The sequence below is a fragment of the Streptomyces sp. NPDC037271 genome, from assembly GCF_055603605.1.
Genome location: NZ_JBVJVN010000001.1, coordinates 805912 through 827836 on the forward strand (window position 1 = coordinate 805912; position 21925 = coordinate 827836).

Consider the following 21925-nt stretch of genomic DNA (forward strand, 5'->3'; position numbering starts at 1 on the left):
AGGGTGGTGGCAGGGAGACGGGCGGGCCTGGCAGTGTGGCACGTATGTGCGGACGGTATGCGGCGAGTCGTCGACCCGAGGATCTCGCGGGAATCTTTGAAATCGAGAAGTGGGAGCCCAAGGAGACCTTGGAGCCCGACTACAACGTGGCCCCCACCAAGGAGGTCTACGCCGTCCTGGACCGTCCCCTGAAAGACGCCGAGGACCCGAAGCCGGTTCGCCAGCTGCGCAAGCTCAGGTGGGGCCTCGTCCCCTCCTGGTCCAAGACACCCGAGGGCGGCGCCCGGATGATCAACGCGCGCGCGGAGACCGTCCACGAGAAGCCCTCCTTCCGCCGCGCCTTCGCGACCCGGCGCTGCATCCTGCCCGCCGACGGCTACTACGAGTGGGTCACCGGCAGACAGGAGCGCGACCTGGAGGTCGAGGGCCGCAGGAAGCGGCCCCGCAAGCAGCCGTACTTCGTGACCCCGGCCGACGGCTCCGTGTTCGCCATGGCGGGGCTGTACGAGTTCTGGCGGGACAGGACGCTGCCGGACGACCACCCGCAGGCCTGGTGGGTGACGTGTTCGGTGATCACCACCGAGGCGGAGGCCGCGCCGCTGGCGGTCGCCCCGGCCGACGGTCCGCACGCGCTGGCCGAGATCCACCCGCGGATGCCGCTGATGCTGACGCCGGACCGGTGGGACGACTGGCTCGACCCGGCGCGCACCGACCCCGACGAGCTGACCTCCCTGCTGGCGTCGCCGCCCACCGGGCTGATGCGCGCGTTCCCCGTCTCCACCTCCGTCAGTAATGTCCGCAACAACGGGCCGGAGCTGTTGAAGGAGCTGGAAGGGCCGGAAGAGGGCACACTCTTCTGACGTGACGCATGCGACAACGGATCCGACAGAGACGGTCGAGACGGACGCCGGCCCGGCCCGCATCACCTGGCACCCGGCGAAGAAGCCCCGCCTCGTCCTCGCCGCGAGCCACGGCGCGGGCGGCGGCATCGAGGCGCGCGACCTGCGGGCGCTGGCGGCCGCGCTGCCCGCGCACGGCGTCAGCGTCGCCCTGGTCGAGCAGCCCTGGCGGGTGGCCGGCAAGAAGCTGGCGCCCGCACCCAAGACCCTGGACACCGGCTGGCGGGGCGTCTGGCCCGCGCTGGCCGCACCCGGCCTGCCGGTGATCTCCGGCGGCCGCAGCGCCGGCGCCCGCGTCGCCTGCCGCACGGCCGTCGAACTGGGCGCCCACGCCGTCCTCGCCCTGAGCTTCCCGCTGCACCCGCCGGGCAAGCCCGAGAAGTCCCGCGCCGCCGAGCTGCTCGGGGCCGGGGTGCCGACCCTCGTCGTCCAGGGCGGCAACGACCCCTTCGGCCGGCCCGAGGAGTTCCCCGAGGTCCCCGGGGAGACGTACGACCTGGTCGGGATCCCGCACGGCGACCACGGCTTCGCCGTGCCCAAGCGTGCGGAGATCACGCAGGAGCGGGCCCTGGAGATGATCACCGAAAGTGTCGCGGAGTGGACCCGCTCACTCGGCTGAGGGCCCGGGAATGACCGGCGGGCGGCCACTGTTGTGGCGGACATACGTTGCTGAGAATCAGCACCGACGCCGTACGAGAGGAAGTCCGCCGCATGGCTTCAGCCTTCTGCCCAAGTCGCAGCAGCCGCGCCGACCTGGACTGGACGGTGCTGCACGCGGCGAAGACCGCTCCTATTCGGACGGCGGGCGGACCGGATCGGCAAGCGCCCCCGACCGCAGGTCGTCTATCCTCCGATTCGAGTGGGACCGGTCTCGGTCTCGCGACATCGCTGGAGGAGGTGGGTCCGGTCACTGGGACCGACGCAGGGACCGAACACGGCCAGGCGGAGCAGCCCGAGGGCCGGGGCACGGGCGTGGAGTCGACCGCGGAGCGCAGCGCGCGCTTCGAGCGGGACGCGCTCGAGTTCCTCGACCAGATGTACTCGGCCGCGCTGCGCATGACGCGTAATCCGGCCGACGCCGAGGACCTGGTGCAGGAGACCTACGCCAAGGCGTACGCGTCCTTCCACCAGTTCCGCGAGGGCACCAACCTCAAGGCGTGGCTGTACCGCATCCTCACCAACACCTTCATCAACTCGTACCGCAAGAAGCAGCGCGAACCCCAGCGCAGCGCGGCCGAGGAGATCGAGGACTGGCAGCTCGCGCGCGCCGAGTCGCACATGTCGACGGGTCTGCGTTCCGCGGAGTCGCAGGCGCTCGACCACCTGCCCGACTCGGACGTGAAGCAGGCGCTCCAGGCGATCCCCGAGGAGTTCCGCATCGCCGTGTATCTGGCGGATGTGGAGGGCTTTGCCTACAAGGAGATCGCCGACATCATGGGGACACCCATCGGTACGGTGATGTCCCGGCTGCACCGTGGACGCCGTCAGCTGCGCGGCATGCTGGAGGACTACGCCCGCGACCGCGGTCTGGTCCCGGCCGGCGCCGGAGAGTCGAACGAAGCGAAAGGCTCGGGGTCATGAGCTGCGGAGAGCCGCACGAGACGGATTGCAGCGAGATCCTCGATCATCTCTACGAGTTCCTCGACAAGGAGATGCCGGACTCGGACTGCGTGAAGTTCGAGCACCACTTCGAGGAGTGCTCGCCCTGCCTGGAGAAGTACGGGCTGGAGCAGGCCGTGAAGAAGCTGGTCAAGCGGTGTTGCGGACAGGACGACGTGCCGGGTGACCTGCGTTCCAAGGTCATGGGCCGGATCGACCTGATCCGCTCCGGGCAGTCCGTGCCCGAGCACGACGTCACGGCCGCGCCGCCGGCTCCTCAGGAGTCCTGAGCCGGTCCACGTACGGGACATGGCGCGTTGCTCGCGTCGCGTCACTCGTGCCGTGTCACGTGCATCGCTCGTGTCGCGTCACTCGTACGTGCTAATTCGCGGGTTGTCTGCCCGCGTTCCCCCGCCGCCGTCCTAGGCTCCGGAAGCCTGACAGGCATGGCCGGGGGAGGGGCTCATGGACGCGGTACCGGCGCGGGCGCGTGTCTACATCGCCGGTGTCGTCCTCGCCGTCCTGGTCTGCCTGAGCCCGCTGCCCCGGTGGCACACGCCCTGGTGGGTGATGCTGCTGCTCGCCGGGCTGTACGCGGGCTCGGAACTGGTCGCCCGGTCCCGTTCCGTCGGGACCTGCTACCCCGTGCTGCTCGCCGGGGCCTTCCTGCTGCCACCGCCCGCCGCCGCACTCGTGGTGCTGCCCGGGGCCCTGCTGCCCCCGGTGGCGCAGCGGCCCTTCACCCTGCGGCGCGTGTGGCGGGCCGGGCATCTGACGCTCGCCGTGTGGGCCGCGGCCCGGGTCCACTGGGAGCTGGGCGGGCGGGACGCGGTCGCCGCCCCCGACCTGCCGTACGCGCTCGTGCCGGCCGGGGCCGCGGTACTGGCGTTCTGCCTGGTACTGACCCTGCTGGACGGCGGCATCCTGGCGCTCGCCGACCGAACCCCGGTGGGCGGGGCCTGGTGGGGCCAGTTCTCCCGGTCGCTCGCGCCGATCGCCGTGCACGGGCTCGCCGGACTGATGATGGCCGTCCTGTGGCGCAGCCCGTACGGCCCCGTCGCCGCGCTGCTCGTGCTGCTGCCGATGTGCGTGGCGTGGTGGGCGTTCGCCCAGTACCACCGGGAGCGGGCCGCGCACCGGGCGACCATCCGCGCGCTGGTGCAGGCCGTCGACATCAAGGACGGCTACACGCGCGGGCACAGCGAGCGCGTCGGCCAGGCCTCGATGATGATCGCCCGCGAGCTGGGCATGGACGACGAGCGCGTCGAGACGCTCCGCTTCGCCGGCATCCTGCACGACGTGGGCAAGCTCGGCGTGCCCACCCGGCTGCTGCGCAAGGACGGGCCGCTGACGCCCGAGGAGCGCCGGGTGATCGAACTGCACCCCGAGTACGGGCACGAGATGGTGCGCGGCATCCGCTTCCTGGGCGAGGCCCGGGCCGCCGTCCTGCATCACCACGAACGGCTGGACGGCAGCGGCTACCCCTACGGCCTGGCCGGCGACCGCATCCCGGAATCGGCCCGGGTGGTGGCCGTCGCCGACGCCTTCGACGCGATGACGTCCACGCGTTCCTACAGCCGGGCGCGTCCCGTCGCGGCGGCGGTGGAGGAACTGCGGCGGTGCGCCGGGGCGCAGTTCGACCCACGGATGGTCGGGGCACTGGTCCGCGCCCTGGGGTGCGACGGCTGGCGCCCGGCGGTGACGGCGGACGGCACACCGGCCCCGGCCCTCCCCGGCGACACACCGGCACCCTCCCTCCCCGGCGGCGCGCTCCCGGCCCGGGGAGAGGACGCGCGGGACAGCGTCGGGAGGGGGGCGCCGTGACGGGGCCGAGGGCCCGGGCGGACCGGCGCCGGAGGGCGTACCCGGGGCACGGTCGCCGGTCGCGGGCGGCGGCCCGTCGGGCGCCGGCCGGCTCCGCGCCGAGGACGGTGGGACGCGCGGGCACGGGCCGCCCCGGCTTCCGCGGGCCGACGGGAGGCCGCCTCGACGAACCGGCCGACCACGCCGGCGAGGACCCGCCATGACATCGCCCCGGCCCGGGCCCCGGCCCCAGTCCCAGTCCCTGCCGCCGTCCCGTCACAAGGGCCGCTCGCTGCCGCGGGCCGGGCCCCGCCTCCGGTCCCCGGTGGTTCTCCTCCTGATCCCCGCCTGCGCCGGCCTCCTCGCACTCGCCTGCCTCGCCTCCGTGCTGTGGTCGGGACTGGCCGAGCGGCCCGTAGCGCTCTCCTTCGGCATCCTCGTCGCCCTCGGTGAACTCACCCGGCGGGCCGGGGCCGAGGTCCGGGAGGCCGCGCCGCTCGCGGCCGCGGGGGCGCTGGCGTACGCGCTGCTCGGGGACATCGCCGGACGGCCCACGCACCACGGCGTCGCCCAGACGGTCACGGTCGTGCTCGCCGCCTCGCTGCTCGGCAGCGTGCCCTACATCGCGCGGGGCGGCGGGCCGGTGCTGGAACACCTCGCGCGGCGTGTGCTGACCGTCGCCTTCGCCGCCCTGTGCTTCCAGCCGCTGTCCAACCAGGATGCGTTCCACGACTGGAGCGGCCCCGCCTACGCGGTGCTGCTGATCGTGCTGCTCGCCCTGTCCACGCTGTGCGACGCCGTACTCGCCGCGGCTCCCGCGCACGCGCGCACCGGATGGCCCTTCGGCCCGCTGCTGCGCGAGGAACTGCGCGGCATGGTCGGCGTCACGTCCGCGGTGGGCGCGACCGGGGCGGTGATGGCCCTCGCGGTGGCCGTCGCGGGACTGTGGGCGCTCCCCGTCCTCTGCGTTCCGCTTCTGCTCACCCAGCTGTCCTACCGGCGGTACGCGGCCGTCCGGGCCACCTACCGGCAGACCATCGCCTCCCTGGCCCGAGCCACCGAGATCGCCGGGTACACCCCGGCCGGACACGCCCGCCGCGTCGCCGAACTGAGCTGCGCCGTCGGCCGGGACCTGGGGCTGTCCGGGGCCGAGCTGACCGTGCTCGAGTACGCGGCCCTCATGCACGACATCGGCCAGCTGAGCCTGGTCGACCCGGTCCCGGCCGGGGCCACCGCCGGCCTGCCCGCCGCGGAACAGCGCAGGATCGCGCTCCTCGGCGGGGCCGTCGTCCGCCGGACCGGGGTCGACGCGGCCGTCGCCGTGGTGGTGGAGCGGCAGGCCGACCCCTGCCGGGAGCAGCCGGTCGCCGCGCGGATCGTGCGGGCCGTGAACGCCTACGAGGAGAAGACACGGGACGCCGGGCCCGGCGGCGGCCTCACGGCGCTGGAGGAGCTGCGCCTGGCCACCGCGGGCGACTACGCTCCCGATGTCGTGGAAGCACTGGCCCGGGTGCTCTCCCGGCAGGGAGGGGCGGCACGTGAGCGTCTCGGCTGAGGGCGGGACGGGAGACGGGCGGGCAGTCTTACCGCGCCCGCGGCTGGGTAACCCATGGGTAATGAGCGCCCTTCCAGCCGTACGTGGTTGGATGCGAAGGAGAAGGTGTCCGGGGGCGCGGAAAGGCACAGCCAGCCCACTGAACGGAACTGGCAGGCGGGAATCGTGAGGATCTTCGGCAAGGGACGGCACCGGCCCTCCGCCTCCTGGCGGCAGGCCACGGACCGTGCGTTCACGCTGATCGGCGACGGTCGCTACGAGGACGCGGGCGCGCTGCTGACGCGGGCCGCCGACCTGGAACCCTGGCTGTCGGAGTCGTGGTTCAACCTCGCCCTGCTGCACAAGTTCCGGCACGACTGGGAGCAGGCCAGAGCGGCCGGCCTCAGGGCGGTGGCGCTCCTCGACCGGGACACCGGCGCGCCCGACTGGTGGAACGTCGGCATCGCCGCGACCGCCCTGCAGGACTGGCCACTGGCCCGCCGGGCCTGGCAGGCCTACGGGCTGCGCACACCCGGGGACCCGACGGACGCCGGTGAGCCGCTCGGCATGAACCTCGGCAGCGCGGCCGTACGACTGTCCCCGGAGGGGGAGGCCGAGGTCGTGTGGGGGCGGCGGCTGGACCCCGCCCGCATCGAGGTGCTGTCCATCCCGCTGCCGTCCTCCGGCCGGCGCTGGGGCGAGGTCGTCCTCCACGACGGGGTGCCGCACGGCGAACGGACCACCACCGCCGGGCACGCCTACCCCGTCTTCGACGAGATCGAGCTGTGGGCACCCTCGCCCGTACCCACCTGGGTGGTCCTCCTCGAGGCCGCCACCGAGTCCGACCGGGACGCCCTGGAGCAGCTCGCCGCCGACGCCGGGTTCGCCGCCGAGGACTGGTCGTCGTCGGTCCGGCTGCTGTGCCGGATGTGCTCGGAGTCACGGATGCCGTCCGACGAGGGCGAGGGCGAGCACCTCGACCCGCACGACCACAGCGAACCCGGACACCCCGGGCCCCTCGGCCACCGCACCGACGGTCAGCTGTGGGTGCCGGAGCGGGAGTGCGGGGTGGCCGCGCCGGCCGCGCTGGTGAAGGGGTTGCTGGACGGATGGGTCGCGGACAGCCCGGACTCACGGGACTGGCGGGATCTGGAAGAGGTCTGCTGAGCGGCCCCGTAGTCTTTACCGGGGGCTCTGCAGCAGCAGTCGCCATCAGCATCACCCTTAGTTGTTCGAGGAAGGCATACGTCGGTCATGGCCCAGCAGGACACCGATCAGCAGCACGCGGGCGTGCTCCCCGTGGACGACGAGGGGTTCGTCGTCGACACCGAGGACTGCGAGGAGCGCGAGGCGGCCTGGCGCGAACGCGGCACCTCGCGTCCGATCACGGTGGTCGGCAACCCGGTGCTGCACAAGGAGTGCGCGGACGTCACCGACTTCGGCGAGGAGTTCCAGCAACTGGTCGCGGACATGTTCGCCAGCCAGCGCACCGCCGAGGGCGTGGGCCTGGCCGCCAACCAGATCGGCGTCGGCAAGAAGGTCTTCGTCTACGACTGCCCCGACGACGAGGGCGTCCGCCACGTCGGCGTGGTCTGCAACCCCGTCCTCGTCGAACTGCCCGCCGACCGGCGCAGGCTGGACGACAGCAACGAGGGCTGCCTGTCCGTGCCGACCGCCTACGCGCCGCTCGCCCGCCCCGACTACGCCGAGGTCACCGGGCAGGACGAGAAGGGCAACCCGGTCAGGGTGCGCGGCACCGGCTACTTCGCACGGTGTTTGCAGCACGAGACGGACCACCTGTACGGGTACCTCTACATCGACCGGCTCTCCAAGCGGGAACGCAAGGACGCGCTGCGGCAGATGGCCGAGAACGAGCCGCGGTACCCCGTGGTCGCGAACGACTGACACCGCACCACCGGTCACACATCCACCGTGCGCACGGCGCCCGTTCGGGTCTCACCCCGAGCGGGCGCCGTTCGTATGCCGGAACCTGCCACACACCAGGAGAATTCCGGCACCGGGGGGTGGCGAATGAGGCAAATCCGTTCCCACAGCGGTCAGTTGTGGTGCTGAATAGGAACTGCGGGGATACGCAACGGCGCACGTCCCGCTCAGCGAGAGGGGTGCGCCACCGGCGGCTGAGAGGGGTTTGTTCGTGCATGCTTTCTCACACGGCACCACAGCGACACCGACCGCGATCGCAGTACCGCCATCGCTGCGCCTTCCGGTGATCGAGGCGGCATTTCCCCGGCAACTGCACCCGTATTGGCCGAAGCTCCAGGAGAACACCCGGACCTGGCTGCTGGAAAAACGGCTCATGCCGGCGGACAAGGTCGAGGAATATGCCGATGGCCTGTGCTACACGGACCTCATGGCGGGGTACTACCTGGGCGCCCCGGACGAGGTCATGCAGGCGATAGCGGACTACAGCGCCTGGTTCTTCGTCTGGGACGACCGGCACGACCGGGACATCGTCCACGGCCGGCCGGCCGCCTGGCGGCGACTGCGGGACCAGCTGCACACGGCACTCGACTCACCGGAGGACCACCTGCACCACGAGGACACGCTGGTCGCGGGGTTCGCGGACAGTGTGCGCCGGCTGTACGCCTTCCTGCCGCCTCCGGCGACGTGGAACGCCCGCTTCGCCCGGCACTTCCACGCGGTGATCGAGGCGTACGACCGCGAGTTCCACAACCGCACCCGCGGGATCGTGCCCGGCGTCGAGGAGTACCTCGCACTGCGCCGGCTCACGTTCGCCCACTGGATCTGGACCGACCTGCTGGAGCCGAGCGCGGGCTGTGAACTTCCGGACTCCGTCCGGAAGCATCCGGCATATCGCCGGGCAGCGCTGCTGAGCCAGGAATTCGCCGCCTGGTACAACGACCTCTGCTCACTCCCGAAAGAAATAGCGGGCGACGAGGTCCATAATCTCGGAATCAGTCTTGTCGCCCATGAAGGACTGACCCTGGAAGAAGCAATCGCAGAAGTCCGGCGACGCGTCGAGGAATGCGTAACGGAATTCCTCGCCGTAGAACAGGATGCGTTACGGTTCGCCGACGGACTCGACGACGGCACCGTGCGCGGAAAGGAACTGAGCGGCGCCGTCAGGGCCTGCGTCGGCAATATGCGGAACTGGTTCAGTTCCGTCTACTGGTTCCACCACGAGTCCGGCCGGTACATGGTCGACAGCTGGGACGACCGCTCCACACCCCCGTACGTCAACAACGAAGCGGCAGGTGAGAAATGACCGTCGAGTCAGTCAACCCCGAAACCCGCTCCGCAGCGACACCGGAGCTGCGCGTGCCGCCCGTGGCGGGTGGCGGTGTCCCGCTCCTCGGCCACGGCTGGAAGCTGGCCCGCGACCCGCTGGCCTACATGTCCCAGCTGCGCGAACACGGCGACATCGTGCGCATCAGGCTCGGCCCGAAGACCGTCTACGCGGTCACCACCCCGGAGCTCACCGGCGCCCTGGCCCTGAGCCCCGACTACCACATAGCCGGCCCGCTGTGGGAGTCACTGGAGGGCCTGCTCGGCAAGGAGGGCGTGGCGACCGCCAACGGCCCGCTCCACCGCCGCCAGCGGCGCACCATCCAGCCGGCGTTCAGGCTCGACGCGATCCCCGCCTACGGACCGATCATGGAGGAGGAGGCGCACGCGCTCACCGAGCGCTGGCAGCCGGGACGGACCGTCGACGCCACCTCCGAGTCCTTCCGCGTCGCCGTGCGCGTCGCGGCCCGCTGCCTGCTGCGCGGCCAGTACATGGACGAGCGGGCCGAGCGGCTGTGCGTCGCGCTCGCCACCGTCTTCCGGGGCATGTACCGGCGGATGGTGGTCCCGCTGGGCCCGCTCTACCGGCTGCCGCTGCCGGCCAACCGCAAATTCAACAACGCGCTGGCCGATTTGCATCTCCTGGTCGACGAGATCATCGCCGAGCGCCGCGCATCCGGTCAAAAGCCGGACGATTTGCTGACGGCATTACTGGAGGCGAAGGACGACAACGGCGACCCGATCGGGGAACAGGAGATCCACGACCAGGTGGTCGCGATACTCACCCCCGGCAGTGAAACCATCGCCTCCACGATCATGTGGTTGCTGCAGGCACTTGCCGAGCATCCGGAACATGCCGACCGCATACGCGATGAAGTCGAAACGGTCACCGGCGGACGTCCCGTGGCATTCGAGGATGTCCGGGGGCTCACGCACACCGGCAATGTCATCATGGAGGCCATGCGTTTGCGTCCCGCCGTATGGGTATTGACGCGGCGCGCCGTGGTCGAGACCGAACTCGGTGGCTATCGCATTCCGGCCGGGTCGGACATCATCTACAGCCCATACGCAATCCAGCGCGACCCCAAGTCGTACGCCGACAACCTGGCGTTCGACCCGGACCGCTGGCTCCCGGAACGCGCGACGGACGTGCCGAAGTACGCCATGAAGCCGTTCAGCGTGGGCAACCGCAAGTGCCCCAGCGACCACTTCTCCATGGCGCAGCTGACGCTGATCACGGCGGCGCTCGCCGCGAAGTACCGCTTCGAGCAGGTGGCGGGCTCGAACGACGCGGTCCGGGTGGGCATCACGCTCCGTCCGCAGGATCTGCTGGTCAGGCCAGTGGCGCGGTGAGCGGCGCGGCGTGGCGGCTCAGGCGACGGCCTCCGGGCCCCGGAAGGTGCGCCGGTAGGCGTGCGGAGTGGTGCCCAGGGCCCTGACGAACTGGTGCCGCAGGGCCGCCGCCGTACCGAAGCCGGTGCGCCACGCGATCGCGTCCATCGTCTCGTCCGTCGCCTCCAGCAGCCGCTGGGCCAGCAGCACGCGCTGGCGCAGGATCCAGCGGTAGGGAGTCGTACCCGTCTCCTGCTGGAAGCGGCGGGCGAAGGTGCGCGGGGACATGTGCGCCCGCGCCGCGAGCCGCTCGACGGTGACCTCCTCGTCGAGGTGCTGTTCCATCCAGGCCAGCACCTCGCCGACGGTGTCGCAGGAGGAGCGGGGCAGCGGCCGCTCGATGTACTGCGCCTGACCGCCGTCCCGGTGCGGCGGTACGACCATCCGCCGGGCGATCCGGTTGGCGACCTCCGGGCCCTGCTCCTTGCGCACGATGTGCAGACAGGCGTCGATGCCCGCGGCGGTGCCGGCACTGGTGATCACCGGGTCCTCGTCCACGTAGAGCACGTCCGGCGAGACGGCCACCGTCGGGTACTGCCGGGCCAGCTCGGCCGCGTGGTGCCAGTGCACCGCGCACCGCCGTCCGTCCAGCAGACCGGCGGCGCCCAGCACGAACACCCCGGAACACACGCTCAGCACGCGCGCGCCCCGGTCCACCGCCCGCCGCAGGGCGTCCAGCAGCTCGGCCGGGTACTCCCGGCGCGCGTAGTCGCTGCCCGCCGGCACGGCGATCAGGTCGGCCTCCTCCAGCCGGTCCAGTCCGTACGGCGTGGAGACGGAGAGCCCGCCGACATGGGTGCTCAGCGACGGGCCCTCCGCCGACACCACCGCGAAGTCGTACTTCGGCAGGCCCTCGTCGGTCCGGTCGATGCCGAAGACCTCGCAGACGACGCCCAGTTCGAAGGGATGCGCGCCGTCCAGCAGGACCGCGGCCACGTTCTGCAGCATGCCGCCAGTGTGCCGCGGAAGTGGCAGGAAATCGAGGTCCTACGGCAGTCCTGCCACTCACGGTAAGGAGTCTCCGGCAGGACAGTGGTGTCATGACCGGAAACCAGACAGAAGCCCTGATCGGAATGCTCGTGACCTTCGGACTCCTCGTCCTCATGGTCCTCCCCTCGGTGATCGGCATCGTGCGCGAGAAGCGCGTCGACCGTCAGCTCAGGGAGGCCCGGGCGGGCGAGGGGGCGGGGAAGGAGACTCAGAAGTCCTCGTCCAGGTCGACGGTGCCCTCCACTGCCACCTGGTACGCCGAGGGGCGCCGCTCGAAGAAGTTGGTCAGCTCCTGAACGCCCTGCAGCTCCATGAAGGAGAAGGGGTTCTCGGAGCCGTACACCGGGGCGAAGCCGAGCCGCGTCAGGCGCTGGTCGGCCACGCACTCCAGGTACTGCCGCATCGAGTCGGTGTTCATGCCCGGGAGGCCGTCACCGCACAGGTCGCGCGCGAACTGCAGCTCGGCCTCGACGGCCTCCCGCAGCATGTCGGTGACCTGCTGCTGGAGTGCGTCGTCGAAGAGCTCCGGCTCCTCCTTGCGCACGGTGTCGACCACGTCGAAGGCGAAGGACATGTGCATCGTCTCGTCCCGGAACACCCAGTTGGTGCCGGTGGCCAGGCCGTGCAGCAGGCCCCGGCTGCGGAACCAGTAGACGTAGGCGAAGGCGCCGTAGAAGAACAGGCCCTCGATGCACGCCGCGAAGCAGATGAGGTTGAGCAGGAAGCGGCGGCGGTCGGCCTTGGTCTCCAGGCGGTCGATCGACTCGACCGAGTCCATCCACGTGAAGCAGAACTCCGCCTTCTCCCGGATGGACGGGATGTTCTCCACGGCCGCGAAGGCCGCGGCGCGGTCCTCCGGGTCGGGCAGGTAGGTGTCCAGCAGCGTCAGATAGAACTGGACGTGCACGGCCTCCTCGAAGAGCTGGCGGGACAGGTACAGCCGCGCCTCGGGGGAGTTGATGTGCTTGTAGAGGGTGAGCACCAGGTTGTTCGCGACGATCGAGTCGCCGGTGGCGAAGAAGGCCACCAGCCGGCCGATCAGGTGCTGCTCCTCCGGGCTCAGCTTCGCGAGGTCGGCGACGTCCGAGTGGAGGTCGACCTCCTCGACGTGCCAGGTGTTCTTGATGGCGTCCCGGTAGCGCTCGTAGAAATCCGGGTAGCGCATGGGGCGCAGGGTCAGCTCGAAGCCCGGGTCGAGCAGGTTCTTGGTGGTGGTCTCGGTGGTCATTACTGGCAGGCCTCGCAGGACTCGGGGTTTTCCAGGGAGCAGGCGACCGCGTCGGGGTCGGGGGTCTGCCGCACGGGGGCGGTGGCTTGGGCGCCGGCGGCGCGGGCGATGCGGGTCGCCGGGCGGGAGCGCAGGTAGTACGTGGTCTTCAGGCCCCGCTTCCAGGCGTACGCGTACATCGAGGAGAGCTTTCCGATGGTCGGCGTCTCCAGGAACAGGTTCAGTGACTGCGCCTGGTCGAGGTACGGGGTGCGGGCGGCGGCCATGTCGATCAGGCCGCGCTGCGGGATCTCCCAGGCGGTGCGGTACAGCGCGCGGACGTCCTCGGGGATCCAGGTGAAGCCCTGCACCGAGCCGTTGGCCTCGCGCAGCGCCTCGCGGGTGCGGGCGTCCCACACCCCGAGCCGCTTGAGGTCGTCCACCAGGTAGGAGTTGACCTGGAGGAACTCGCCCGACAGCGTCTCGCGCTTGAACAGGTTGGACACCTGCGGCTCGATGCACTCGTAGGCGCCCACGATGGAGGCGATGGTCGCCGTCGGCGCGATCGCGAGGAGCAGGGAGTTGCGCAGGCCGGTCGCGGCGATGCGCTCGCGCAGGGCCGACCAGCGCTCCGGCCAGGTGTGCTCGACGCCGTAGTGGTCGGGGTGCAGCACGCCCCGGGCGGTGCGGGTCTTCTCCCAGGCGGGCAGCGGGCCGTGGCGTTCGGCGAGGCCGGCGGAGGTCTCGTACGCGGCGAGCATGACCCGCTCGGCGATGCGGGTGGACAGGGCCTTCGCCTCGGGTGAGTCGAAGGGCAGACGCAGTTGGAAGAAGACGTCCTGGAGGCCCATCGCGCCGAGGCCGACCGGGCGCCAGCGGGCGTTGGAGCGGCCCGCCTGCTCGGTCGGGTAGAAGTTGATGTCCACGACCCGGTCGAGGAAGGTGACAGCGGTGCGGACGGTGGCGTCCAGCCGCTCCCAGTCGATGTCGCCGGCCTCCCGGTCGACGAACGCGCCGAGGTTGACCGAGCCCAGGTTGCAGACCGCGGTCTCCCCGTCGTCGGTGACCTCCAGGATCTCCGTGCAGAGGTTGGAGGAGTGGACGACGTGGCCCGGCTCGGCGGTCTGGTTGGCGGTGCGGTTGGCGGTGTCCTTGAAGGTCATCCAGCCGTTGCCGGTCTGCGCGAGGGTGCGCATCATGCGGCCGTACAGCTCGCGGGCGGGCAGCGTCCTGCGGGCGAGCCCCGCGGCTTCGGCCCTGCGGTAGGCGGCGTCGAACTCCTCGCCCCACAGGTCGGTCAGCCCGGGCACGTCGGCGGGGGAGAACAGCGACCACGGCCCGTCGGCGTCCACCCGGCGCATGAACTCGTCGGGGATCCAGTGCGCCAGGTTCAGGTTGTGGGTGCGGCGGGCGTCCTCGCCGGTGTTGTCCCGCAGTTCCAGGAACTCCTCGATGTCCGCGTGCCAGGTCTCCAGGTAGACCGCCGCCGCGCCCTTGCGCCGGCCGCCCTGGTTCACGGCGGCGACCGAGGCGTCCAGCGTCTTCAGGAACGGGACGATGCCGTTGGAGTGCCCGTTGGTGCCGCGGATCAGTGAACCCCGGGCGCGGACGCGGGAGTAGGCGATGCCGATGCCGCCGGCGTGCTTGGACAGGCGGGCGACCTGGTGGAGGCGGTCGTAGAGGGAGTCCAGCTCGTCCTTGGGGGAGTCGAGGAGGTAGCAGGACGACATCTGGGCGTGCCGGGTGCCGGAGTTGAACAGGGTGGGGGAGGAGGGCAGGTAGTCGAGGTGGCTCATCAGCCCGTAGAGGGCGGCCACTTCGTCGACGGACCGTACGGTGTCGTCCTCGGCGAGCCCGGCGGCGACGCGCAGCAGGAAGTGCTGGGGCGTCTCGACGGCCTTGCGGGTGATCGGGTGCCGGAGCAGGTAGCGGCTGTACAGGGTGCGCAGCCCGAAGTAGCCGAAGCGGTCGTCGGCGGCCGGGTCGATCAGCGCGTCCAGCCGGTCCGCGTGCAGTCGGACGAACTCGGCGGTGCGGTCGGCGATCAGGCCCTCGCGGTGGCCGGTGGCGACCGACTCGGTGAAGGAGGTGACGCCCTGGGAGGCGGCCTCGGCGCGGATGCCGATGGTCAGCAGCCGGGCGGCCAGCCGGGAGTAGACCGGGTCCTCCGAGATGAGCCCGGCAGCCGCCTCGGTGGCGAGTTCGCGGAGCTCGGCCTCGTCCGCGCGGGCGGACCGGCCGCGCAGTGCGGCGGCGGCGACCCGGCCGGGGTCGGCGTCGGGGAGGTCGGCGGTCAGCCCGGTCAGGGTCCGCAGCAGGACGGCACCCGGGTTGCCGGGTTCCTCGGTCACTCCGGGTACCGGAGCCGCTGAGGTCGCTGAAGGCGTCACCGGGGTCGCTGAAACCGGGTCGGCTGGCGCGATGGTCACGTGGGGCACTCCCTCGCTCGGCACGGGGCCTGGCGGAGGGCAGGGGGCAGCTCACGAGCGCACACGGCGTCGCGTCCACCGGCCCACTCCACGAGGCCCGGACGTCATGGCACCCGGACCGGGACGGCCGGGCGCACTGTCGGCAGGTCCTCGGACTCGACTCGTGTACAGACGCACACGAGTACACCGTTGCGGGACAGTTCCGGATTCGCACCGGATTCCCCTGCGGCGACAGCGAGCATGAGCATACATCTTGTGCCGTGTTCCGCGAGCACCCCCAGATGTAGTGCCGATCCCGTGCCGGACGTCAGCGCGTGGTCGTGCTCCGCCGCCGCGTACGGCAACGGGCCGCCGGATCTCTCCGACGGCCCGACGCGTGCCAGGGGTCAGTGCGAGGTGCCCGCCGTGGCCGGCGGCAGTTCCACCTGGACGCCGGGGTCGCCCGCGTCCGCCGTGTAGTCGCCCGGCTTGGTCTCGTCGACGCCGTCGGGCGCCTTGGCCGCCCGCAGGACGAAGGTCAGGACGACGGTGACCAGGACGTTCAGCACGAAGGCGGTGAGGCCGATGTAGCCGATCTCGCCGATGCCGGGGATCTCGTCGGAGGAGCCGCCGAAGTGCTTCTGCGTCGGCGAGGCGACACCGTACGCGGCGACCGTGCCGTAGACCATGCCGACCGCCCAGCCGCCGAGCAGCGCCCAGCGGTGGAACCAGCGGGTGAACAGGCCGCCGACCAGGGCCGGGAAGGTCTGCAGGATCCAGATGCCGCCGAGCAGCTGGAAGTTGATCGCGACCGTCTTGTCCATGCCGAGGACGAAGACCAGCGCGCCCACCTTCACCAGCAGGGAGACCAGCTTGGAGACCTTCGTCTCCTGCGCCGGGGTGGCGTCCGGCTTGATGAAGTCCTTGTAGATGTTGCGGGTGAAGAGGTTCGCGGCCGCGATCGACATGATCGCCGCCGGGACCAGCGCGCCGATACCGATCGCCGCGAAGGCCACGCCTGCGAACCAGTCCGGGAACATGTTCTCGAACAGCTGCGGGATCGCCAGCTGGCCGTTCTCCACCTTGACCCCGGCCGCGATCGCCATGAAGCCCAGCAGCGCGAGCAGACCGAGCATCAGCGAGTACAGGGGCAGGATCGTGGTGTTGCGGCGGATCACCTCGCGGCTGCGCGAGGACAGCGTGGCGGTGATCGAGTGCGGGTACATGAAGAGCGCGAGCGCCGAGCCGAGTGCCAGGGTGGCGTACGTCCACTGGCCGCCGTGGTCCGGCACCAGCCCGCCGTTGCCCGACTCGGTGAACTTGTCGCCCGCCGCGGCGAAGATGTCGTCGAAGCCGCCCAGCTTGATCGGGATGTAGATGATCGCCACCGCGATCACGATGTAGATCAGCGTGTCCTTCACGAAGGCGATCAGCGCGGGCGCGCGCAGCCCCGACGAGTAGGTGTACGCCGCCAGCACGCCGAAGGCGATCAGCAGGGGCAGGTCCTTGACGAACCAGTTGGTGTCCTCGCCGCCGCCGACGCCCATCACGTCCAGCACGGCCTGGATGCCGACCAGCTGGAGCGCGATGTACGGCATCGTGGCCAGGATGCCCGTCAAGGCGACCGCCAGCGACAGCCCCTTCGAGCCGAACCGGCCGCGGACGAAGTCCGAGGTCGTCACGTACCCGTGCTTGTGGGAGACCGACCACAGCCGCGGCAGGAAGGTGAAGATCAGCGGGTAGACCAGGATCGTGTAGGGCACCGCGAAGAAGCCGGCCGCGCCCGCCGCGTAGATCGCCGCCGGTACGGCCACGAAGGTGTACGCGGTGTACAGGTCGCCGCCCAGCAGGAACCAGGTGACCCAGGTGCCGAACGAGCGGCCGCCGAGGCCCCACTCGTCGAGGCTCTGGTCGTTCGCGGCCCGGCGCCAGCGGGCGGCCAGGAAGCCCATGGCGGTGACGAGGACGAAGAAGAAGATGAAGACGGCGAGTGCGACGCCGTTCACGCCGTCGTTCACTTGGCCCCGCCTTCCCGGCGGGCGCGCTGGTCACGCTGCCACAGCTTGTAGGCGATCACCGTGAGCACGGTGGAGACGATCACCCACGCCATCTGGTACCAGTAGAAGAACGGGATGCCGATGAAGGCCGGGTCCGTCTTCGCGTACGAACCGACCCACAGCATGGCGACGAACGGTGCGGCAAGGCAGAGGCCGATGACGACGCGCACCGGCGTCACCGTCGGCCCTCTGCTCACTTCCGGGGCTTGTGACATGCGGTGGCTCCGTCCCCTCGCTGATCACCTCGTGCAGTGCGCACGAAATGTAGGGGACGGCGTCAGGACAGCGGAAGACCTCGTCCGCATATCGGTCCTCAACCGCAACGTCGCCGCCGCGCGTGCGGGGGTTCGCCGGATACGCCCCGGGGCCGGGCCGTGCTCAGTCCCGGGGCCGCTTCAGCCGGGCCACGAACTTGTAGCGGTCGCCCCGGTACACCGAGCGCACCCACTCCACCGGCTGGCCCGTCCGGTCCTGCGAGTGCCGGGAGAGCATCAGCATGGGCAGGCCGACGTCGGTGCCGAGCAGGCCGGCCTCGCGCGGCGTGGCCAGCGAGGTCTCGATGGTCTCCTCGGCCTCGGCGAGATGGACGTCGTACACCTCGGCGAGGGCCGTGTAGAGGGACGTGTACTTCACCAGGGAGCGGCGCAGGGCCGGGAAGCGCTTGGCGCTCAGGTGGGTGGTCTCGATGGCCATCGGCTCGCCGTTGGCCATGCGCAGCCGCTCGATGCGCAGCACCCGCCCGCCGGCCGTGATGTCCAGCAGTCCGGCGAGCCGGTCGTCGGCGGTGATGTAGCCGATGTCCAGCAGCTGCGAGGTGGGTTCGAGGCCCTGGGCCCGCATGTCCTCGGTGTACGAGGTGAGTTGCAGGGCCTGCGACACCTTTGGCTTGGCGACGAAGGTGCCCTTGCCCTGGATGCGCTCCAGCCGGCCTTCGACGACCAGTTCCTGCAGGGCCTGGCGCACGGTCGTGCGCGAGGTGTCGAACTCCGCGGCCAGCGTGCGCTCGGGCGGGACCGGCGTGCCCGGAGTCTGCGTCCGGGTCATGTCGAGCAGATGCTTCTTCAGACGGTAGTACTTGGGCACGCGCGCGGTACGGACGGTCGCCCCACCCTCGTTCTCCGCACTGCTGACGTCGGTGCTCATGCTCTGCCTTCCCGGCTCCGGGTGCCGAAGCGACCGATATCCCTGTCGGCCACGGCTCACATCGTGGCACGGCTTCGTGCCGGTGTGGTCCCGCACGCTCCGTGATCCCTTCTGTATACCCGCGCGGCCCCTGCTGGTCTAGTCCATAGCGTCACCCGGAGCCACTGGTACGCGCGTTCGGGCCCGTACCGGCACGTCATTGGGCGGGCGGTGGTACGCCCGGTCCCGGTCCGCCCGATCTGCCCGTTGCGCAATGAAAGGTCCCTGCATATCTCGGTCGCATCACGGACGAGGGGGCCGTGGTTGAACACCCTTGACAGCCCTATTGGTCTGGGCCAAGCTCCCCGTACTGGTCTACACCATTGGTCCAGGTCCCGGCCCCATGGGCGGTCCGCGTCGACGAGCAACCGCGGGGAGGCAGGGGGGTTGTGTGGCATCCCTGAGGAGGGTTGGCGTGAAGCGCAAGCTGACAGCCGCGATCGGTATCGCGGGCATGATGGTCTCGATCGCGGCGTGCGGGGGCGACGACGGCAAGGAGACCGGGGCGGACGGTTACGCCGGCGAGACGCTCAACGTGTGGGTGATGGACGGTTCCTCGCCCGACGGCTGGCAGGCGGACCTCGCCAAGGAGTTCGAGGCGAAGACCAAGGCCAAGGTCAAGTTCGAGATCCAGAAGTGGAACGGCATCCAGCAGAAGCTGACCACCGCTCTCTCCGAGGAGAACCCGCCCGACGTCTTCGAGATCGGCAACACCCAGACCCCCGCCTACGCCAAGACCGGCGGACTGGCGGACCTGAGCGACCTCAAGAGCGAGATCGGCACCGACTGGTCCGAGTCCCTCAACAAGTCCGCCGTCTTCGACGGCAAGCAGTACGCGGCCCCGTGGTTCGTGGTCAACCGCGTGGTCGTCTACAACAAGAAGATCTGGGCGGACGCGGGCATCAAGGGCACGCCCAAGACCCGCGACGAGTTCTACAACGCCCTCAAGACGATCGGCGAGAAGACCGACGCCGAGCCGATCTACCTGCCCGGCCAGAACTGGTACCACTTCGTGGGCCTGGTCATCGGCGAGGGCGGCGAGCTGGTCAAGAAGGACGGCGACAAGTACGTCTCCAACCTCGGCGACCCGAAGATCGCCGCCGCCACCGAGACCTACAAGAAGTTCCAGGCCCTGTCCAAGGCGCCCAAGGACAAGGACGAGGCCACCCCGCAGCAGGGCGAGATCTTCGCCAAGGGCAAGACCGGCGCCTTCATCGGCATGGGCTGGGAGGGCGCCACGGCGATCACCACCAACCCGGCGATCGAGAAGGACCTCGGCTACTTCACCATCCCGGGCGCCACGGCCGACAAGCCCGAGGGCGTCTTCCTCGGCGGCTCCAACCTGGCCGTCGCCGCGGGCAGCAAGAAGCAGGAACTGGCCAAGGAGTTCCTGAAGCTCGCGCTGTCCGACAAGTACGAGGGTGCGCTGGCCAAGGCCAACGGCGTCATCCCCAACAAGGAGTCGCTGCAGACCAACCTGCAGGGCAACGCCGCCGCCGAGGCCGCCGCGCCGGCCACGAAGTTCGGTGACACCACGCCGCTGATCCCGGAGTGGGCCGCGGTCGAGAACGACCCCAACCCGATCAAGACGTATCTGACGGCCGTGCTGAAGGGCAAGTCGCCGGCCGAGGCCGCCGAGCAGGTCGAGGGCGAGTTCAACGAGCGCCTGGCGCAGCAGCAGTAGCACCGGGTGAGCCGGGGGGGGGGCCGGCACACGGCGGCCCCCCCCCCGGCGTCGAGGTGAACAGGTCGAGAAGAGAGAGACCGCGAGCATGACCGTGCAGACCGAACGGCCGCCCTCAGGCCCGGCGGACGTCCGCAAGGCGGACGGCGGGGAGGCCGGCGGGCCGAAACAGAGAGCCGCGTCGCGCGCCGGCGCGCTCACCCCGTACCTGTTGCTGCTGCCCGCCTGCGCGGCCACCGTGCTGCTGCTCGGCTGGCCGCTGCTGAAGGACGCCCTGCTGTCCTTCCAGAACCTCAACATGACGCAGCTGATCCAGCACGTCACCGAGTGGAACGGCCTCGACAACTACAAGGAGGTCCTCACCAGCGAGGACTTCTGGCGGGTCACCGTCCGCTCGATCCTCTTCACCGCGGTCAACGTCGCCCTCACCATGCTGGTGGGTGCCCTGATCGGTCTGCTGCTCGCCCGCCTCGGCAGGGTGATGCGGCTCGTGCTGCTGATCGGCCTGGTGCTGGCGTGGGCCATGCCGGTGGTCGCCGCGACCACCGTCTACCAGTGGCTCTTCGCCCAGCGCTTCGGCGTCGTCAACTGGGTCCTGGACAAGCTCGGCTGGCACTCCATGGCCGACTACAGCTGGACCGGCAGCCAGATGTCGACCTTCTTCGTCGTCACCGTGCTCATCGTCTGGATGTCCGTCCCGTTCGTCGCGATCAACCTGTACGCGGCGACCACCACCATCTCCGCCGAGCTGTACGAGGCCGCCTCCCTCGACGGAGCCGGCGCCTGGCGCAGCTTCACCACGGTCACCCTGCCGGTCCTGCGGCCGTTCCTCTACGCCACGACCTTCCTGGAGATCATCTGGATCTTCAAGGCGTTCGTCCAGGTCTACACGTTCAACGGCGGCGGCCCGGACCGTCTCACCGAGATCCTGCCCGTCTACGCCTACATCGAGGGCGTCGGCAACCAGCACTACGGCATGGGCGCGGCGATCGCCGTCCTGACCATCCTGATCCTGCTCGGCCTGACCGCCTACTACCTCAGGATCGTGCTCAAGCAAGAGGAGGACGAGCTGTGAAGCGCTCGCTCTTCGGCCGCCTGTGGCCCAACGTCACGGCCGTCGTCCTGTTCATCGGCCTCGTCTTCCCCGTCTACTGGATGTTCGCCACGGCCTTCAAGCCGACCGGTGACATCATCTCGGAGGACCCGGTCTGGTTCCCGACCGACGTCACCTTCGAGCACTTCAGGACCGCGGTCAACGCCGACCACTTCTGGACGTACGTCGGCAACTCGTTCATCGTCACCGTCTGCGCGGTCGTCTTCTCGATGGTCATCGCGCTGGCCGGGGCGTTCGCCCTGGCACGGATGCGGTTCCGGGGGCGGCGGGGCTTCATCGTCGGCTTCATGCTCGCCCAGATGGCGCCCTGGGAAGTCATGGTCATCGCGATCTACATGATCGTGCGCGACGCGTCGATGCTGAACAGCCTGGTGCCGCTCACCCTCTTCTACATGATGATGATCCTGCCCTTCACCATCCTGACGCTGCGCGGCTTCGTCGCCGCCGTGCCGAGGGAACTGGAGGAGTCCGCGCTGGTCGACGGCTGCACCCGCGGCCAGGCGTTCCGCCGGGTCATCCTGCCGCTGCTCGCCCCGGGGCTGATGTCCACCTCGATGTTCGGCTTCATCACCGCCTGGAACGAACTGCCCCTCATCCTGGTCGTCAACAAGGAGGCCGAGTCCCAGACCCTGCCGCTGTGGCTGACCAGCTTCCAGACCGTCTTCGGCGACAACTGGGGCGCGACCATGGCCGCCTCCTCGCTCTTCGCCATCCCGATCCTGATCCTCTTCGTCTTCCTGCAGCGCAAGGCCGTCAGCGGCCTGACCGCCGGCGCAGTGAAGGGATAAC

Annotated in this window: 20 protein-coding genes and 1 riboswitch; of the genes, 14 read left to right on the forward strand and 6 right to left on the reverse strand. The window is 70.3% G+C overall.

Annotation, left to right across the window (positions count from 1 at the left end):
- Positions 1-44 precede the first annotated feature (44 nt).
- From ACZ7G3_RS03700 to ACZ7G3_RS03745, 10 genes are all read left to right on the forward strand, one after another.
- Entirely contained in the window at positions 45-860 is an 816-nt protein-coding gene (locus tag ACZ7G3_RS03700) for an SOS response-associated peptidase (RefSeq protein WP_470923052.1), read from the forward strand.
- A gap of 1 nt (position 861) precedes the next feature.
- Entirely contained in the window at positions 862-1518 is a 657-nt protein-coding gene (locus ACZ7G3_RS03705) for an alpha/beta hydrolase family protein (RefSeq protein ID WP_470923053.1), read from the forward strand.
- A gap of 278 nt (positions 1519-1796) precedes the next feature.
- Entirely contained in the window at positions 1797-2480 is a 684-nt protein-coding gene (gene sigR / locus ACZ7G3_RS03710; protein ID WP_426601032.1) for an RNA polymerase sigma factor SigR, read from the forward strand.
- Complete coding sequence (rsrA, locus tag ACZ7G3_RS03715) at positions 2477-2788, forward strand: mycothiol system anti-sigma-R factor (RefSeq protein ID WP_053136860.1); 312 nt, start codon at positions 2477-2479, stop codon at positions 2786-2788. Before sigR ends, rsrA begins: the two co-directional genes overlap by 4 nt.
- A 175-nt stretch (positions 2789-2963) precedes the next feature.
- Entirely contained in the window at positions 2964-4322 is a 1359-nt protein-coding gene (locus ACZ7G3_RS03720) for an HD-GYP domain-containing protein (protein ID WP_470923054.1), read from the forward strand.
- Positions 4323-4563: 241 nt separating this feature from the next.
- Positions 4564-5856 (forward strand): HD-GYP domain-containing protein, encoded by a 1293-nt coding sequence (locus tag ACZ7G3_RS03725; RefSeq protein ID WP_470923194.1) that lies wholly within the window; start codon positions 4564-4566, stop codon positions 5854-5856.
- Between the two features lie 165 nt (positions 5857-6021).
- Positions 6022-7002 carry a tetratricopeptide repeat protein gene (locus tag ACZ7G3_RS03730; protein WP_426601027.1) on the forward strand — a complete coding sequence of 327 codons (981 nt, stop codon included), beginning with the start codon at positions 6022-6024 and terminating at the stop codon, positions 7000-7002.
- 87 nt (positions 7003-7089) lie between these two features.
- Positions 7090-7740 carry a peptide deformylase gene (gene def, locus ACZ7G3_RS03735; RefSeq protein ID WP_470923055.1) on the forward strand — a complete coding sequence of 217 codons (651 nt, stop codon included), beginning with the start codon at positions 7090-7092 and terminating at the stop codon, positions 7738-7740.
- A 250-nt stretch (positions 7741-7990) separates the two neighbouring features.
- The gene (gene cyc1 / locus ACZ7G3_RS03740; protein WP_470923056.1) at positions 7991-9082 is read left to right on the forward strand and encodes an epi-isozizaene synthase; all 1092 of its coding nucleotides are present in this window, start codon (positions 7991-7993) and stop codon (positions 9080-9082) included.
- Complete coding sequence (locus ACZ7G3_RS03745) at positions 9079-10455, forward strand: bifunctional albaflavenone monooxygenase/terpene synthase (protein ID WP_426601022.1); 1377 nt, start codon at positions 9079-9081, stop codon at positions 10453-10455. The genes cyc1 and ACZ7G3_RS03745 overlap by 4 nt, the downstream gene beginning before the upstream one ends.
- Positions 10456-10473: 18 nt before the next feature.
- Here the strand turns inward: ACZ7G3_RS03745 and ACZ7G3_RS03750 are convergent, their stop codons facing one another.
- Entirely contained in the window at positions 10474-11442 is a 969-nt protein-coding gene (locus tag ACZ7G3_RS03750; RefSeq protein WP_470923057.1) for a GlxA family transcriptional regulator, read from the reverse strand.
- 92 nt (positions 11443-11534) lie between these two features.
- Between ACZ7G3_RS03750 and ACZ7G3_RS03755 the strand changes: the two genes are divergently transcribed.
- A complete protein-coding gene (locus ACZ7G3_RS03755; RefSeq protein WP_470923058.1) occupies positions 11535-11780 on the forward strand; it encodes a hypothetical protein in 246 nt (81 codons plus the stop codon).
- On the opposite strand, the gene ACZ7G3_RS03760 is transcribed toward ACZ7G3_RS03755, so the two are convergent.
- The 5 genes from ACZ7G3_RS03760 to ACZ7G3_RS03780 all read right to left on the reverse strand — a co-directional run bounded on the left by ACZ7G3_RS03760 (position 11693) and on the right by ACZ7G3_RS03780 (position 18299).
- Positions 11693-12712 (reverse strand): ribonucleotide-diphosphate reductase subunit beta, encoded by a 1020-nt coding sequence (locus ACZ7G3_RS03760; protein ID WP_470923059.1) that lies wholly within the window; start codon positions 12710-12712, stop codon positions 11693-11695. The genes ACZ7G3_RS03755 and ACZ7G3_RS03760 overlap by 88 nt on opposite strands.
- Complete coding sequence (locus ACZ7G3_RS03765) at positions 12712-15120, reverse strand: ribonucleoside-diphosphate reductase subunit alpha (RefSeq protein WP_470923060.1); 2409 nt, start codon at positions 15118-15120, stop codon at positions 12712-12714. Before ACZ7G3_RS03765 ends, ACZ7G3_RS03760 begins: the two co-directional genes overlap by 1 nt.
- Before the next feature lie 124 nt (positions 15121-15244).
- Positions 15245-15368: riboswitch (cobalamin riboswitch) on the reverse strand.
- Between the two features lie 138 nt (positions 15369-15506).
- Positions 15507-17117, reverse strand: a complete 1611-nt coding sequence (gene mctP, locus ACZ7G3_RS03770) for a monocarboxylate uptake permease MctP (RefSeq protein WP_470923061.1) — start codon at positions 17115-17117, stop codon at positions 15507-15509.
- On the reverse strand, positions 17114-17371 hold the full coding sequence (locus ACZ7G3_RS03775) for a DUF3311 domain-containing protein (RefSeq protein WP_351390505.1): 258 nt from the start codon (positions 17369-17371) through the stop codon (positions 17114-17116). Before ACZ7G3_RS03775 ends, mctP begins: the two co-directional genes overlap by 4 nt.
- Before the next feature lie 163 nt (positions 17372-17534).
- The gene (locus tag ACZ7G3_RS03780) at positions 17535-18299 is read right to left on the reverse strand and encodes a GntR family transcriptional regulator (RefSeq protein WP_309318670.1); all 765 of its coding nucleotides are present in this window, start codon (positions 18297-18299) and stop codon (positions 17535-17537) included.
- 454 nt (positions 18300-18753) lie between these two features.
- On the opposite strand from ACZ7G3_RS03780, the gene ACZ7G3_RS03785 reads away from it, so the two are divergent.
- From ACZ7G3_RS03785 to ACZ7G3_RS03795, 3 genes are all read left to right on the forward strand, one after another.
- A complete protein-coding gene (locus ACZ7G3_RS03785; protein WP_470923062.1) occupies positions 18754-20022 on the forward strand; it encodes an extracellular solute-binding protein in 1269 nt (422 codons plus the stop codon).
- A gap of 88 nt (positions 20023-20110) precedes the next feature.
- Complete coding sequence (locus ACZ7G3_RS03790; protein WP_426601010.1) at positions 20111-21097, forward strand: carbohydrate ABC transporter permease; 987 nt, start codon at positions 20111-20113, stop codon at positions 21095-21097.
- Positions 21094-21924, forward strand: a complete 831-nt coding sequence (locus ACZ7G3_RS03795; protein WP_426601008.1) for a carbohydrate ABC transporter permease — start codon at positions 21094-21096, stop codon at positions 21922-21924. The genes ACZ7G3_RS03790 and ACZ7G3_RS03795 overlap by 4 nt, the downstream gene beginning before the upstream one ends.
- The last annotated feature ends 1 nt before the right edge of the window (position 21925 follow it).